Annotated in this window: 16 protein-coding genes; 10 read left to right on the forward strand and 6 right to left on the reverse strand. The window is 71.9% G+C overall.

Annotated elements, in window-relative coordinates; all coding sequences use genetic code 11:
- Positions 1-27: 27 nt before the first annotated feature.
- Complete coding sequence (gene grpE / locus Psi01_RS07670) at positions 28-630, reverse strand: nucleotide exchange factor GrpE (protein ID WP_204063240.1); 603 nt, start codon at positions 628-630, stop codon at positions 28-30.
- 28 nt (positions 631-658) lie between these two features.
- Entirely contained in the window at positions 659-2533 is a 1875-nt protein-coding gene (gene dnaK / locus Psi01_RS07675; protein WP_204063241.1) for a molecular chaperone DnaK, read from the reverse strand.
- Between the two features lie 173 nt (positions 2534-2706).
- Between dnaK and Psi01_RS07680 the strand changes: the two genes are divergently transcribed.
- On the forward strand, positions 2707-3144 hold the full coding sequence (locus tag Psi01_RS07680; RefSeq protein ID WP_204063242.1) for a hypothetical protein: 438 nt from the start codon (positions 2707-2709) through the stop codon (positions 3142-3144).
- A 226-nt stretch (positions 3145-3370) separates the two neighbouring features.
- Here Psi01_RS07680 and Psi01_RS07685 read toward each other — a convergent pair whose 3' ends face one another.
- Positions 3371-3859: a hypothetical protein gene (locus Psi01_RS07685; RefSeq protein WP_204063243.1), complete on the reverse strand. Its 489-nt coding sequence runs from the start codon at positions 3857-3859 to the stop codon at positions 3371-3373.
- 77 nt (positions 3860-3936) lie between these two features.
- Between Psi01_RS07685 and Psi01_RS07690 the strand changes: the two genes are divergently transcribed.
- From Psi01_RS07690 to Psi01_RS07720, 7 genes are all read left to right on the forward strand, one after another.
- Positions 3937-4668, forward strand: a complete 732-nt coding sequence (locus tag Psi01_RS07690) for an ABC transporter ATP-binding protein (RefSeq protein ID WP_204063244.1) — start codon at positions 3937-3939, stop codon at positions 4666-4668.
- On the forward strand, positions 4665-5396 hold the full coding sequence (locus tag Psi01_RS07695; RefSeq protein WP_204063245.1) for an ABC transporter permease: 732 nt from the start codon (positions 4665-4667) through the stop codon (positions 5394-5396). The genes Psi01_RS07690 and Psi01_RS07695 overlap by 4 nt, the downstream gene beginning before the upstream one ends.
- Before the next feature lie 40 nt (positions 5397-5436).
- Positions 5437-6231 (forward strand): pyrroline-5-carboxylate reductase, encoded by a 795-nt coding sequence (gene proC, locus Psi01_RS07700; RefSeq protein ID WP_204063246.1) that lies wholly within the window; start codon positions 5437-5439, stop codon positions 6229-6231.
- Positions 6232-6334: 103 nt separating this feature from the next.
- Complete coding sequence (locus tag Psi01_RS07705; protein ID WP_204063247.1) at positions 6335-6904, forward strand: MFS transporter; 570 nt, start codon at positions 6335-6337, stop codon at positions 6902-6904.
- 361 nt (positions 6905-7265) lie between these two features.
- Positions 7266-8636 carry an efflux RND transporter periplasmic adaptor subunit gene (locus Psi01_RS07710; RefSeq protein ID WP_204063248.1) on the forward strand — a complete coding sequence of 457 codons (1371 nt, stop codon included), beginning with the start codon at positions 7266-7268 and terminating at the stop codon, positions 8634-8636.
- Positions 8633-9445, forward strand: a complete 813-nt coding sequence (locus tag Psi01_RS07715) for an ABC transporter ATP-binding protein (protein WP_204063249.1) — start codon at positions 8633-8635, stop codon at positions 9443-9445. Before Psi01_RS07710 ends, Psi01_RS07715 begins: the two co-directional genes overlap by 4 nt.
- Entirely contained in the window at positions 9442-10626 is a 1185-nt protein-coding gene (locus tag Psi01_RS07720) for an ABC transporter permease (protein ID WP_204063250.1), read from the forward strand. The genes Psi01_RS07715 and Psi01_RS07720 overlap by 4 nt, the downstream gene beginning before the upstream one ends.
- A 27-nt stretch (positions 10627-10653) precedes the next feature.
- Here the strand turns inward: Psi01_RS07720 and Psi01_RS44520 are convergent, their stop codons facing one another.
- The 3 genes from Psi01_RS44520 to Psi01_RS07735 form a co-directional block, all read right to left on the reverse strand.
- A complete protein-coding gene (locus Psi01_RS44520) occupies positions 10654-10821 on the reverse strand; it encodes a hypothetical protein (RefSeq protein ID WP_373872472.1) in 168 nt (55 codons plus the stop codon).
- 119 nt (positions 10822-10940) lie between these two features.
- The gene (locus Psi01_RS07730) at positions 10941-11642 is read right to left on the reverse strand and encodes a response regulator (protein ID WP_275424498.1); all 702 of its coding nucleotides are present in this window, start codon (positions 11640-11642) and stop codon (positions 10941-10943) included.
- Positions 11639-12847, reverse strand: coding sequence for a sensor histidine kinase (locus Psi01_RS07735; protein WP_204063251.1), 1209 nt, complete (start codon positions 12845-12847; stop codon positions 11639-11641). Before Psi01_RS07735 ends, Psi01_RS07730 begins: the two co-directional genes overlap by 4 nt.
- Positions 12848-13007: 160 nt before the next feature.
- Here Psi01_RS07735 and Psi01_RS07740 point away from each other — a divergent pair, with 160 nt between their 5' ends.
- Both Psi01_RS07740 and Psi01_RS07745 read left to right on the forward strand, forming a co-directional pair.
- Positions 13008-14171 carry an acetoin utilization protein AcuC gene (locus tag Psi01_RS07740; RefSeq protein ID WP_204063252.1) on the forward strand — a complete coding sequence of 388 codons (1164 nt, stop codon included), beginning with the start codon at positions 13008-13010 and terminating at the stop codon, positions 14169-14171.
- Positions 14168-14956 carry a phosphatase gene (locus tag Psi01_RS07745; RefSeq protein ID WP_204063253.1) on the forward strand — a complete coding sequence of 263 codons (789 nt, stop codon included), beginning with the start codon at positions 14168-14170 and terminating at the stop codon, positions 14954-14956. The genes Psi01_RS07740 and Psi01_RS07745 overlap by 4 nt, the downstream gene beginning before the upstream one ends.
- Positions 14957-15139: the final 183 nt, after the last annotated feature.

A 15139-nucleotide genomic window follows, 5' to 3' on the forward strand; every position in this document is an offset into this window, starting at 1 on the left:
TGTCTTCCTTCTCCAGGTAGAAGCGGATCAGTTGTCGGCCGGGGCGGGGTCTTCGGGCTCGGCGACCGCGACCCGCGCGGGGCGGAGCACCCGCTCGCCGATCCGGTAACCGGGCTGCAGGATCTCCACGCAGGTCGGCTCGGTGACGTCGGACGAGTAGCTGTGCATCAGCGCCTCGTGGACCGTCGGGTCGAACGGCTCGCCCTTGGTGCCGAACGAGCTCAGCCCCAGCTTGCCGGTGGCCGCCTCCAGGGACTCGCCCACCTTGGCGAAGCCGCCGGTGAGCTCCCCGTGGTCGCGGGCCCGGCCGATGTCGTCGAGGACCGGCAGCAGCTCGGCCAGAACGCCGGCCACCGCCTGCTCCTTGACCGCGGCCCGGTCGCGATCGACCCGCTTGCGGTAGTTGGAGTACTCGGCCTGCAGGCGCTGCAGGTCCGCCGTGCGCTCGGCGAGCTGGGTGGCCAGCTCGACCGAGGCGAGGTCGGGCCCGGCGGCGGGCGGGACGGCGGAGGCCGATTCGGCCTGGTCGACGCCGCCGTCCGCCCCGCGCACCTCACCGGTCTCCGGGTCGATCTTGCGGTTGTCGCGGATCACCGGCTCCTCCTCGGAGCCGTTCTCACGCGTGCTCACGCTCGTGTCCCCCTCGACTCTCCGGCCGTCACTTGCCCTCTTCGCGCTTCGGCTCGTCGTCCACGATCTCAGCCTCGACCACATCTTCGTCGGCCTTCTGGCCCTCCTCGCCGGCGGTCTCCGCGCCGGGGGCGCCGGTCGGAGCCTCCGAGCCCTGGGCCTGGGCGTAGATGGCCGAGCCCATCTTCTGGCTGACCGTGGCGAGCTTCTCCGCGGCGGTGCGGATGGCCGCCGTGTCGGTGCCCTCCAGGGTCTTCTTCAGGTCCGCGACGGCGTCGTTGACCTCGGTCTTGATGTCGTCCGGGATCTTGTCGCCGTTGTCGGCCACGAACTTCTCGGTCTGGTAGACGAGCGAGTCGGCGTTGTTGCGCGTCTCGGCGTCCTCGCGGCGCTTCTTGTCCTCCTCGGCGTAGGACTCGGCCTCGCGCATCATGCGCTCGATGTCGTCCTTCGGCAGCGCCGAGCCGCCGGTGATCGTCATCGTCTGCTCCTTGCCGGTGCCGAGGTCCTTGGCGGAGACGTTGACGATGCCGTTGGCGTCGATGTCGAAGGTGACCTCGATCTGCGGGATGCCGCGGGGCGCCGGGGCGATGCCGGTCAGCTCGAAGGTGGCCAGCTTCTTGTTGTAGGACGCGATCTCGCGCTCACCCTGGTAGACCTGGATCTGCACCGACGGCTGGTTGTCCTCGGCCGTGGTGAAGACCTCCGACCGCTTGGTCGGGATCGTGGTGTTGCGCTCGATGATCTTGGTGAAGATGCCGCCCTTGGTCTCGATGCCCAGCGACAGCGGGGTCACGTCGAGCAGCAGGACGTCCTTGACCTCACCCTTGAGCACACCGGCCTGCAGGGCGGCACCGATGGCGACGACCTCGTCCGGGTTCACGCCCTTGTTGGGCTCCTTGCCGCCGGTCAGCTCCTTGACGAGCTCGGTGACGGCGGGCATGCGGGTCGAGCCGCCGACGAGCACGACGTGCGCGATGTCGGCGACCTTGATGCCGGCGTCCTTGATGACCTGGTTGAACGGGCCCTTGCAGCGCTCGAGCAGGTCGGCGGTGAGCCGCTGGAACTCGGCGCGGGTGAGCTTCTCGTCCAGGTGCAGCGGGCCCTCGGCGGAGGCCGTGATGTAGGGCAGGTTGATGGTGGTCTCGGACTGGCTGGACAGCTCGATCTTGGCCTTCTCCGCCGCCTCGCGCAGGCGCTGCAGGGCCATCTTGTCCTTGGTCAGGTCGACGCCGTGGGCGTTCTTGAACCGGGTGGCGAGCTCGTCGACGACGCGCTGGTCCCAGTCGTCACCGCCGAGGTGGTTGTCACCGCTGGTGGCCTTGACCTCGACGAAGCCGTGGCCGTCCTCCTGGCCGACGTCGAGCAGGGACACGTCGAAGGTGCCGCCGCCGAGGTCGAAGACCAGGATGGTCTGGTCCTTGTCCTTGTCGAGACCGTAGGCGAGCGCGGCCGCCGTCGGCTCGTTGATGATGCGCAGGACGTTGAGGCCCGCGATCGTGCCGGCCTCCTTGGTGGCCTGGCGCTGGGCGTCGTTGAAGTAAGCCGGGACGGTGATCACCGCGTCGGCGATCTTCTCGCCGAGGTAGGCCTCCGCGTCCTGCTTGAGCTTCTGCAGAACGAAGGCGCTGATCTGCTGCGGCGAGAACTTCTTGCCGTCGATCTCGGTGGACCAGTTGGTGCCCATCTCGCGCTTGACCGAGCGAATCGTCCGGTCGACGTTGGTGACGGCCTGCCGCTTGGCGACCTCACCGACGAGGACCTCGCCGTTCTTCGCGAAGGCGACCACGGACGGCGTGGTCCGCGACCCCTGCGCGTTGGCGATGACGGTCGGCTCGCCGCCCTCGAGGATCGAGACGACGGAGTTGGTCGTCCCCAGGTCGATACCTACCGCACGTGCCATGAGTACGTCCTTGTGGTCAAAGTTGAGTCGGTCTGACTCATAGTCGGACAAGGTGGATCGTTTGTCAAACGACTTGAGTCTATTCGACTCAACCTTTCGGACGCGTGAAAGCATTCCCGGCGTCCGGGAAACAAGTGGCGACGCATCCCTCCCTCCCCAACGAAGGAGCACGCATGATCGCTCCCGCCGATCCCGGGCCGCCGCCCGGGGTCGGCGGATGGTCGCCGCGCGAGAACTTCGACCGGGTCTTCGAGGCGCACTTCGCCGAGATCCACCGGTACATCGCCCGGCGCCTGTACGCCGAGCTGCCGCAGGCCGCCTCGGCCCGGGAGGTCACCGGCCTGCTGGGGCGCCGCGTCGTGGCCGTGACCTCCGGCGGCGAAGAGGGCGATCTCGGGCTCGGCGACCGTGACGTGCAGGTCGGGGTGAGCGTGTTCATCGACCCCTCGACCGGCCTCGACCGGGGAGGTGTGACCGTCGCGGTCAAGGACGGCCAGGGGTTCCCGGCGGGCACCGTGCCCATCCGCATCGCCGAGGACACGGGCTGGACGGACGAGCAGCCGCGGCTGCCGGCCGGATGCCGTCCGAAGACGGGCGCCACCTGCCGCTGACCGGTACGGCTCCCGCCGGCCGGTACGGCCCCGCCGGACCGCGGGGCCGTACCGGATCGCCGGGGCCGTGTCCGGACATGCCGGTACGGCCCGCCGGCCGGGACCGGGCCGGGCCGTTGGGCGGTCGCCGTACGTCCGGGGCCATCCGGCGGTGCCGCCGGGGGCTCGGGGACGTACGGCGGGCGGGACGGCCGTGTCCGGGGCGCCTGGCGGACGCCCCGGCGGGTCAGCGCCTGGCGCCGTCGACGACCTTGCGCTTGCCCAGGGGCTTCTTGAGCTTGACGGTCGTCACCTTCTGGATGGCGATCTCGATGCAGGCCACGTTCTGGACCTTGCTGCTCTGGCCCTCCCAGAGGGTGACGGTCACCTTCTTGCTCGTCTCCTTCACGGTCACGCGGTCGAGCACGTGGCACGGCTCGACCCCGGACCACCAGGTGATCCGCAGACTCCGGCGGTCCTTGGACGGCTTGGCCTTCAGCCAGCGGACCTTGTGGGGGTCGTCGGCGTCGCCGGTGGGCTTGGTCGGCTTCGGGTCCCGGGTCGGCTCGTCCCGGGGCGGCACGGTGTGGCTCACCGTCCGCGACGGGCCGGCGTCCGTCGCGACGGAGCCGGAGCCGCCGCTCGGGCCGCCGGCGGCGCCGGTGGTGGGCCCGGTGCCGCATCCCATGGCCAGGAGCAGGGTGCCCGCCAGGAGCGGGGTCGTGATCCTACGCATACCCCTAAGACGGATCCGCCCCCGGAGCGGTTCAAGGGGTCGTTGACGTCTATCTTCCGCAGGACTAAATTCAACATATGATGAGTTATGCGGTGGCCGTACGGGACCTCCGGGTGGAACGCGGTCGCAGAGAAGTGCTGCACGGGGTCTCGTTCGAGGTTCCGCGCGGATCGGTCCTGGGGTTGATCGGCCCCAGCGGCTGCGGGAAGACGACGCTGATGCGCGCGGTCGTCGGGGTGCAGACGGTCGCGGGCGGGACGGTCACGGTCCTCGGCGAGCCGGCGGGCGGTCCCGGGCTGCGGGCCAAGGTGGGCTACTCCACGCAGAGCCCCGCCGTCTACGACGACCTGACCGTGACGGAGAACCTGGCCTACTTCGCCGCGGTGCTCGGCGCGCCGAAGACCGACATCGCCAGGGTCATCGGCGAGGTGGGACTGGACGACGCCGCCGGGCAGCTGGCCAGGACGCTCTCCGGCGGCCAGAAGAGCCGGGCCAGCCTCGCGGTGGCCCTGCTCGGCGCCCCCGAACTGCTCGTGCTCGACGAGCCCACCGTCGGGCTCGACCCGGTGCTCCGCAACGAGCTGTGGGGGCTGTTCCACCGGCTGGCGGCCGGCCGGGGCGTGACGCTCATGGTCTCCAGCCACGTCATGGACGAGGCCTCCCGGTGCGACCGTCTCCTGCTGATGCGCGAGGGCGAGATCCTCGCCGACGACTCGCCCGGGGCCCTGCGCGACCGCACCGGCGCGACCGACCTGGAGGCGGCCTTCCTGCGCCTCGTCGCCGACAGGGAGACGGTGAACGAACGATGAGCGTCCAGATCACACTCGCCACGGCCAGGCGCATCCTGACCCAGCTCAGGCACGACCACCGCACGGTCGCGCTGATGGTCCTGGTGCCGACGCTGGTGATGGTCCTGCTGTACTACGTGATCGGCGACCAGCGGGCGTTCGATTCCTGGACGCCGGTCCTGCTGTGCGTCTTCCCGTTCCTGGTCATGTTCCTGGTCACCTCGATCGCCACGTTGCGGGAGCGGACGACCGGGACCCTGGAACGGCTGATGGCCTCCCCGCTGGGCAAGCTGGACCTGCTGCTGGGGTACGGCCTGGCGTTCGGCCTGATGGCGGTGCTCCAGGTCGCGCTGGTGCTGACGGTCTCCCTGACCTGGCTGGGCTTCGATCTCGGCACGTCGCTGTGGCCCCTGGTCGTGGTGGCGCTCGGCAACGCGCTGCTGGGCACCGCCCTCGGCCTGCTGTGCAGCGCCTTCGCCAGGACCGAGTTCCAGGCGGTGCAGTTCATGCCGGTCGTGATGATCCCCCAGCTCCTGCTCGGCGGGATCTTCGTGGCGCGCGACCAGATGGCCACGGTGCTGGAGTGGGTCTCCAACGTGCTTCCGATGTCCTACGCGATCGAGGCCATGAAGCTGGCGGCGGCGACCGGGGCCGAGGGCGACTTCTGGCGGGACGTGGCCGTGGTGCTGGGCTCGGCCGTACTGGCCCTGGTGCTCGGCGCCGCGACCCTGCGCAGGCGGACCCCTTAGGCTGGTCGCGTCCTGCATCCCCTAGGCAAGGTGTGTCGACATGATCGCGATTCTCGGGACCGGCAAGATGGGAGAGGCCCTGCTGTCTGGACTGCTCCGGGCGGGCTTCAAGCCGGGAGACGTGATCGCGACAGCCCGGCGCGCGGAGCGGGCCGAGGCGCTGCGGGAGCGGTACGGCGTGCGCGTGCTGTCCAACCCCGAGGCCGCCAAGAGCGCCGAGACGATCATCTTGGCGGTCAAGCCGCAGGACATGGCCTCCCTGCTGGCCGAGATCGCGCCCCACGTCCCGCAGGACCGCCTGGTGATCTCGGCGGCGGCGGGCATCACGACCGCGTTCGTGGAGTCCCACCTGTCCGGTGAGGTCCCGGTGGTCCGGGTGATGTCCAACACGCCGGTCCTGGTGGACGAGGCGATGAGCGTGATCTCTGCGGGCTCCCACGCCTCCGAGGAGCACCTGCGGCGCACCGAGGACCTGCTGCGCCCGGTGGGCAAGGTGCTGCGCATCCCCGAGTCCCAGCAGGACGCCGCCACCGCCCTGTCCGGCAGCGGCCCCGCCTACTTCTTCTATCTCGTCGAGGCCATGGTGGACGCGGGCATCCTGCTCGGCATGCCCCGGGCCGCCGCCCTCGACATGGTCACCCAGTCGATCGTCGGGGCGGCCATCATGCTGCGCGACTCCGGCGAGCACCCGGTCATCCTCCGCGAGGCCGTCACCTCGCCCGGCGGCACCACCATCTCGGCGATCGCCGAGCTGGAGCGCCACAGCGTGCGGGCCGCCTTCCTGGCCGCGATCGAGGCCGCCCGCAACCGGGGCCGCGAGCTGGCCGCCGGCTGAAGGTTCTCCCGCCCTCACCTGCGCTGTCCGGCTTAACGGTTAGGAAGCCTTCCTGATCTCGGGCATCATTTCCGTCGGAGTTCCGGACGGCGACGAGGGTGGCGTGAAGCAGGCCGTACGAGCCGGTGAACGGCAGCAGGCGGGACCGGCGGTCTGGTCGCGGGACTTCACGTTCTTCTTCACCGCGCGCTCCGTCTCGATGCTCGGCGCCGCGATGATCCCGTTCGCGACCGCGATCGGGGTGAACGACCTCGGCTACGGCGCGACCGGCGTCGGGCTGGCCCTGGCCGCCTGGATGGCGCCGTTCGCGGTGCTCATCCTGTTCGGCGGGGTGTTCGCCGACAGGTTCACGCCCCGCCGGATGATGATCGGCGCCGACCTGGTCAGGACCGTCACCCAGGCGCTCATGGCGGCGTTGTTGATCCCGCTCGGCTCGGTGCTCGTCACCGAGAGCCTCGGCACCACCGCCTACGGGCTGGTCATGTCCGCCTCCGGGGCGGGCACCATCGTCGGCGGCCTGGTCGCGATGCGGGTCCGGCCCGCCAGGCCGCTGATGGCCGGGGCGGTCGGCCTGTTCGGCTTCGCCCTGGAACCGCTGGCCATCGCCACCGCGATGCCGCTGGAGGTCCTGATGGCCGCCCACGTGGTCGGCGGCGCGGGGTGGGCGTTCTAGTCGGTCATGTGGGCCACCAGCATCCAGACCCGGGTCCCGCCGGAGGCGCTCAACCGGGTCACCGCCTAGGAGGTCGGCGGGTCGGCCATCGCCGTACCGGTCGGCCAGGCCCTCGCGGGCCCGCTGGGCGCCCTGATGGGCGAGGCCGACGTGCTCCTCGTCTCCTCGGCCGTGGCGGCGGGCGGCTGCGCCGGGCTGCTGCTGATCCCCGCGGTCCGCGGCCTGCGCCGGATCGCGGCGGCCTGATCCCCCGGCCGGGCCGATCTTTCCGGGGAAGCGGGGACGAACGGCAGATTCCCGGCGGGGCAATCACGGTCCTCCTACGATGAGGCGTGTGACCATCCGCCGCGGAATCCCCCCGTTGGTCCTCCTTCTCCTGCTCGTGGCGTGTACGGCGGAGGAACCCTCCCCGGTACGGCTCGACACGGTGCGCCGCGCCCCGGTCACCGAGGTCGTCGAGGCCCCCGCCACGGTCACCGCCCGTGCGACGGGCACCCTCCGCTCGCCGGCAGGGGGCACGATCGAGAAGCTGTACGTCCGGGACGGTCAGAAGGTCGACAAGGGGGAGATCCTCGCCAGGATCGACTCGCCGCAGGCCGAGGAGCAGCTCAAGCAGGCGCGCGCGGCCGAGCGGGCGGCGTCACGCGGCGGCTCCCCGCCCCGCCTGGGCACCGGCGCCCCCGGTCTCCGGCTCGCCTCGGGGCTGACCGTGAAGACCGATCCGCGGGTACGGCGCGGCTTCGCCAAGGCCCGCGCGGCGGTCCGCGAGGTCGACGATCCCAAGGTCCGCAAGCAGCTGCTGGCCACCCTGGACGCCGCCGAGGCCCAGCACCGCGCCCACCAGGAGGCGCTGGCAAGGGCCGCCCGCAGTCTCACCGAGTCGCTCAACCGCGCCCTCAGCTCGGCGCTCGGCCAGGTCACCAGCCAGATGAGCGCCGGGCTCGGCGGCCTGAGCACCTCCATGGCCTCACTCCGGGCGGCCTCCCTGTCCCAGGCGAAGGCCGCGGTGACGGTCGCCCGGACGACCGTGGACGGGCTGACGATCAAGGCCCCGTTCGACGGGGTCGTCACCCTCGGCCGGACCTCCGGCGGCGGAGCACCCGACCTGAGCGCCCTGCTCCCGCCGGGGGCGTCCGGCGCCGCGCAACTGCCCGCGTCCGCCTCCGGCTCCTCCGGATCGGGGACCCCGGTGGCCGTCGGCGTGCCCGTCGCGGCCGGGGACACGATCGTCACCGTCACCGACGTCTCGGAGCTGACCCTCTCCGCCGACGTGGACGAGACCGACGTGCTGCTGGTCAAGCCGGGGATCGAGGCGGAGGCGGAGCTCGACGCCGTGCCCGCGGGCGTGTACACGGCCGAGGTCACCGGGGTCGGGGTCACCCCCGGGGAGACCTCGACGGGCGGGACCAGCTATCCGGTCCAGCTCTCCCTCGGGTCCGGGACCTTCGACGACGGAAGCAGGGCGCCCATCCCCAAACCCGGCATGAGCGCGGTCGTCCGCCTGATCGTCCGGGAATCCCCCGACGCGCTCGCCGTACCCGCCTCGGCGATCGTCACCAGCGGCCGCGACAGCGTCGTATGGACGGTCCGCGACGGCGTGGCCGAACGCCGCGTGGTCAAACTCGGCGCCCAGGGCGAGTCCATGGTCGAGATCCTGTCCGGCCTCTCCCTCGGCGAGCGCGTCGTGGTCCGAGGCGCCGACACCGTCCGCCAAGGCCGGCCCCTCCCATGACCCCCGACGCCCCACCAACTGCCGAGGGCGGTCGGACGAGCGGGGCCGCGGCGTTCGAGGCGGTCGGGCTGAGCCGGTCCTACCAGCTCGAAGGCGTGTCGGTGGACGCGCTGCGCGGGGTGGACCTGCGGATCGAGCCGGGGGAGTTCGTGGCGATCGTGGGACCGTCGGGGTCGGGGAAGTCCACGCTGATGCACCTGCTCGGCTGCCTGGACCGGCCGACCTCGGGGACCCTGCGGGTCAACGGCGTGGACGTCTCCACGCTCTCCGACACCCGCCTGGCCGAGCTGCGCAACCGGGCCATCGGGTTCGTCTTCCAGTCCTTCCACCTGCTGGCCAGGACCCCGGCCCTGGAGAACGTGGCGCTGCCGCTGGTCTACCGGGGGGTCCCGCGGGCCGAGCGGCGCGAGCGGGCGCGTGAGGCGCTGGAGTCCGTGGGACTCGGGCACCGGCTCGACCACCGTCCCTCGCAGATGTCCGGCGGTGAGCAGCAGCGGGTGGCCATCGCACGGGCCCTGGTCGGCGACCCCCGGGTCGTGCTGGCCGACGAGCCGACCGGGAACCTCGACACCCGCAACGGCGCTGAGGTGATGGCGATCCTCGACCGGCTCAACGCCGAACGCGGCGTCGCGGTCGTCCTGGTCACCCACGAGCCCGAGGTGGCCGCCCGGGCCCACCGCCAGATCCATGTCCGCGACGGGCTGATCGAACACGACTCCGGTACGGCCGGCGGCCCCTCGGAGCGCGGCGGGAGCCCTACCGGAGCGGCGGACGGCGCGGGCCGTACCGGATCATCGGAGGAGCGGTGAGAGCGGCCGAGGCGTTCCGCATCGCGCTGGAGGCACTGCGGGTCAACCGGCTGCGCAGCGCCCTCACCATGCTCGGGGTGATCATCGGGGTGTCGGCCGTGGTCGTCCTCGTCGCGGTCGGGACCGGGGCCAAGAACGCCGTGGAGAGCGAGATCGCCGGGCTCGGGAGCAACATCATCCTGGTCGTCCCCGGCCGCCTCGGGGTCGGCGCGCTGCCCACCCAGAGCCGTCTCGACCTCGCGGACGTGGCCTACGTGCGCCGGGTGGTCGGAGATCCTTCGAAGGTCACCGTCTCGGCGCCCTCGGGGGAGACGGTCCGGGTCGGCAGGACCGAGGCGTTCGTCACGGTCACCGGCACCGACCAGAACCTGCCGAACATCTTCGACCGGCCGCTGCGCCGCGGGCGGTACCTGAGCGAGACCGACGTGGACACCCGCCGCAGGGTGGCGGTCCTCGGCTCGGAGGTGGCCGCCACGCTGTTCGGGGACGTCGACCCGATCGGCAGGCAGGCCACGGTCTCGGGGGTCAGGTTCCGGGTCGTAGGGGTCTACGAGACGGTCGGCGCGACCTTCGGCGTGAACCGCGACCAGGAGATCCACATCCCGGTCACCACGGCCCAGCGGCTGCTCGGCGTCACGCGGATCAACGGCATCGCGGTCGGCGCGTCGGGGCCCGACGAGATCGAGCCGCTGCAGCGGCGGGTGGTGGACGCGCTCGTCGAGCGGTATCCGGGGGAGCGCTTCTCCGCCGTCACCCAGACCCAGCTCCTCGGCACGATCGGCACCGTGCTCGGCATGCTCACCGGGGTGCTGGCCGCCATCGCGGGCATCTCGCTGCTCGTCGGCGGGGTCGGGGTCTCCAACATCATGCTGGTCAGCGTCCGCGAGCGGACCAGGGAGATCGGCCTGCGCAAGGCCCTGGGCGCCCGGCAGCGCGACGTGCTGGCGCAGTTCCTGATCGAGGCCGTGCTGCTGACCACGATCGGCGGGGTGATCGGCATCCTGCTCGGCGTCGGCGGCGCCCTGCTCATCGCGGGACTCTCCCCGGTCCCGGCCGCCGTCACGTGGTGGTCGGTCGCCCTGGCCTTCGGCGTCTCGGTGGCGGTGGGCGTGTTCTTCGGCGTGGCCCCCGCCCGCCGCGCCGGCCGGCTCGACCCGGTCATCGCCCTGCGCGCCGAATGACCCGGGACGCACTCGGAACCCTGGAGCTCAGGCGTCCCGGTGGTGGAGGAGGGCGGCGGCGGTGAGCAGGGCGGCCGCGATCCATGCGCAGCAGACCGCGAAGCCGGTCACACGACCGCCGCGTACCTCGAAGAAGAGCCCGTCCACGGCGACGGTCGAGCCGTACCGCTTGGTGAGCGACCTTACGTCGATCATGTCTCAAGCGTCGCCGCCGCCCGGCCCCGGATCATCGTCCCGGCGGACGGTTCCCGCCCCGGGACCGCGGTACGGCGCCGCGCGCCGTCTGGGACCGTGCTCCTACGCGGCGAGAGGCCTCACGACCCGGGGCGGACCAGCCCGGCCTCGTAGGCGACGATCACCGCCTGGGCGCGGTCACGGGCGCCGATCTTGGCGAACAGGCTCGTGACGTGGTTCTTCACCGTGGAGGGGGAGACGCCGAACTGCTCGGCGATCTCGCTGTTGGCGTGCCCGCGGGCGATGAGCACCAGCACCTCCCGTTCCCGCTCGGTGAGGGAGGACAGCTCGCCGGGCACGGGCGCCGGGCTGGGCCGGGAGGCGCGCACGAACGTGCCGATCAGCCGGGTCAGCAACCGGGGCGCCACGGCGGACTCGCCCTTGTGCACGATCCTGACGCCCTCCACCAGCTCCTCGGGCGAGATGTCCTTGGGCAGGAAGCCCGAGGCCCCGGCGCGGAGCATCGCCACCACGTACTCGTCCAGGTCGAACGTGCTCAACCCCAGCACCCGCACCCCGGGGAGACCGTCCGCGATCTCCCGGGTCGCGGCGACGCCGTCCACGCCGGGCATGTGCACGTCCATCAGCACCACGTCGGGCCGCAGCCCGCGGCTGAGCCGTACGGCCTGCGCCCCCTCCGCGGCCTCGCCGACGACGGACATGTCGGGCTGGGCTTCGAGGATCATGCGGAACCCGGTGCGTACCACGGCGTGGTCGTCGACCAGCAGGATCCTGATCGCGGGCGCTTCTCCGGCGGCCACATGCCCTCCCTCGGCGCTCACTGACCCTCCTTCGGCGGTGCGGCATCCGGGACCGCCGGGACGGGGATCCGGGCATGCACCCGGAATCCTCCCCCCGGCCGCGGGCCCGTCTGCAACTGCCCCCCGCACAGCGCGACCCGCTCGGCCATGCCGCCCAGCCCGAAGCCGGTCCCGGCCTGCGTCGCACCGCCCCGGTGGCCGAGGCCGTCGTCGAGGACCTCCACCTCGACGGCGCCGGGCAGGTAGGCGAGACGGACGCTGACGCGGGCGCCGTCCGCGTGCTTGCGCGTGTTGGTCAGGGCCTCCTGGGCGATCCGGTAGACGGCGTGGTCCACGGCGGCGGGCAGCGGGACGGCGTCCCCCGTCACCTCCAGCCCGACCGGCGGCCCCGCGCCGTCCACCCGTGAGACCAGGTCCGGCAGCGCCGCCGCCCCGACCCCCGCGTGGTTCTCCGGCTCATCCCCGTCCTCCGCACGGAGCACGTGCAGGAGCTGGCGCATCTCCGCCATCGCCTCGCGGGCCGTGCGCTCGGCGGTGACGAGGGCCTCCTGGGCCCGCTCAGGGTCGGCCGCCATGGTGGTACGGCCGGCGCCGACCATGACGTTGATCACACTGATGTGGTGGGCCACGACGTCGTGCAACTCCCGGGCGATGCGGCGGCGCTCGGCGCGGACGGCGGCGTCGGCCGCCTGCTGCCGGCGGCGCTCCCGCAGCTCGCCGCGGAGCCGGAGGAACTGCCCCACGCCGGTGATCAGGAGAGGGAAGAGGGCCGGGACGGAGGCGCCGCGCAGCAGCTCTGCAGGCTCCAGCCGGTGGACGGCCGCGTAGATGAGCGGGGAGACCACGTAGATGAGTGAGGTCGCCCCGGCGATGATCCATACCGGCCTGCCCGCCGCGTGGCGGCCCAGGCTGTACAGGCCGATCACGCTGGACAGGGTCGCGGCGTTGCCCGGGCCGGTCAGGCCGGCGAGCACGTTGAAGACCAGGGTGACGAGGGCGACGGCGACGGGGTGGCTACGCCGCAGGATCAGCGAGGCGGCGCCGGCGACGGTGAGGGCGATGAGGAGACCCCGGCCCGGCCGGTCCGCGAAGGGCAGGGTCACGGTCGCCGTCACCTCGACCGCGCCCACCAGGAGGACGAGCACGCCGTCGAGCACCATGGGGCGCCTGAGGGTTCGCCAGGCTCCGCGGACGCCCGGGAAGCGCATGGCTCGAAAGTATGACATGCCGGGTATGTCATGAAGTGCCAGGAAAGCGCGGGACGCGCCACGGACACGGCGTTCACGTCGCGAAGGCGATCAAGGGGCGCCGCCGTGGACGGGAGAACGACGGGGCGGTGTCCGTACTGTAACGTCGCCGGAAAGGAGCGAGCCGAGGAGAGCACGGATGAGCCGGTCGGTGCGGGTTGTCTGGGACGACGAACTCACCTCCTACGACTTCGGACCGGGCCATCCCCTCGCGCCCGTGCGGGTCGAGCTGACCATGGCGCTCGCCAGAGAACTCGGGGTGCTCGACGAGGTCGAGGTGGTGGGCTGCGTCCCCGCCACCGACGACGAGCTGGCGCTGGTGCACAAGCGCGACTACATCGAGGCGGTCAAGCGCGTCTCCGCCACCGGGCGGCCCGACCGCTTCGCCGGCCTCGGCACCGACGACAACCCGGCCTTCACCGGGGTGCACGAGGCCTCGGCGCTCATCGCCGGCGCCACGCTGGCCGCCGCCCGCACGGTGTGGACGGGCGAGGCCGAGCACGCGGCGAACGTGGCGGGCGGGCTCCACCACGCCATGGCGGCCACCGCGAGCGGCTTCTGCGTCTACAACGACCCGGCGGTGGCCATCGCGTGGATGCTGTCCCAGGGGGCCGAGCGGATCGCCTACGTGGACGTGGACGTCCACCACGGCGACGGGGTCCAGGCGCTGTTCTACGACGACCCCCGGGTGCTGACCGTCAGCCTCCACGAGAGTCCCAGGACCCTCTTCCCGGGCACGGGCTTCCCCAACGAGACGGGGGCGGAGGGCACCGCGGCCAACGTCGCCCTGCCCGCCGGCTGCGGCGACGGCGGCTGGCTGAGGGCCTTCCACGCGGTGGTGCCGCCGCTGCTGCGGGAGTTCGCCCCGCAGGTCCTGGTCACCCAGCACGGCTGCGACAGCCACGCGCTGGACCCGCTGGCCCACCTGATGCTCAGCCTGGACGGCCAGCGCACCGCCTACGCCGCGCTGCACGAGCTGGCCCACGAGACCGCGGGCGGGCGGTGGATCGCGACCGGCGGCGGCGGGTACGAGCTGGTCCAGGTGGTGCCCCGGGCGTGGACCCACCTGCTGGCCGAGGTCTCCGGGCACCCGCTGGACCCGGCCGCCGCCACCCCGCAGGCGTGGCGGCAGCTGGTCAGGGAGCGGACCGGTCAGACGCCGCCGCTGTCGATGACCGACGGCAGGAACCCGGAATTCCAGGACTTCGCCGATGGTTATGATCCAGCGGACCCCATCGACCGGGCCATCCTGGCGACCAGGAAGGCCGTGTTCCCCTTCCACGGACTGGATCCACTGCCGTGACCCTGCCATCCCGTGACGAGCTCAAAACCCACCTGACCCGCACCCGGATCGCCGGTGACGTGGCGACCAGCAGAGAGAACAACCTGGACCACTACCGGTCGCTGGCCAACCGGGATCCCCACCACATGTTCGGCCTGACCATGGGCGAGGGCTGGTCCTACCGGGACGTTCTGGAGCTGATGGCCAAGTCCGCCGGCGTCGTGGCCGATCCGGCGCACCGCCGGGGACAGGACACGATCGACCCGGACCGCACGATCGAGGCGACCGAGGCGATGGGCGACGTGATCGCCGAGGTGCTCCGGAGCGGGAGCCCGAGGATCCTGCTGGCCACCGGGCACCCCACCGGCCTGCTCACCGTCCACCTGGCGCTGGCCAGGCTGCTGCGCGAGCGGGGCGCGAGGCTGATGAGCCCGGCCGAGGGCTGGTCCTACTGGGGATCGGGGTTCGGCCGCAGGCGCAAGATCCGCTATCTGGACGACGTGGCCATGCTGGACGACAAGGGGGCCTTCGTCCACACCCACGACCCGGCCCCGATGGAGGCCATGATCGCCGAGATGGGCGACGACCGGCCCGATCTGGTGATCGCCGACCACGGGTGGGCGGGGGCCGCGGGCGAGGCCGGGATCCTCACCGTGGGGTTCGCCGACAGTAACGACCCGGCTCTATTCGTCGGCGAGGCGGAGGGGAAGATCGCTGTCACCGTGCCCCTCGATGACAACGTCTTGCCCAGGGATTACCACCCCCTCACCCAGCACCTGGTCGAGAGGGTCCTGAGCGGTCTCTGAGACGGGCGTGACGCCGATACGGGCGTCCCTATAGAGGGATTTCGCGCCTGCATTCAAGGAGCCCCGACTACTGTTTGCCAACTTTTTGGCGATTAGAAGCGACTCTAATGGGAGACGGCTGGTCCGTTCCAAGATCGAGGCGAGGGGTAGGCTCAGGCTGCTGGCCAGCAAGTTTTCACGTTT

It is taken from the genome of Paraplanobispora siamensis, assembly GCF_016863175.1.
Taxonomy (GTDB): domain Bacteria; phylum Actinomycetota; class Actinomycetes; order Streptosporangiales; family Streptosporangiaceae; genus Planobispora; species Planobispora siamensis.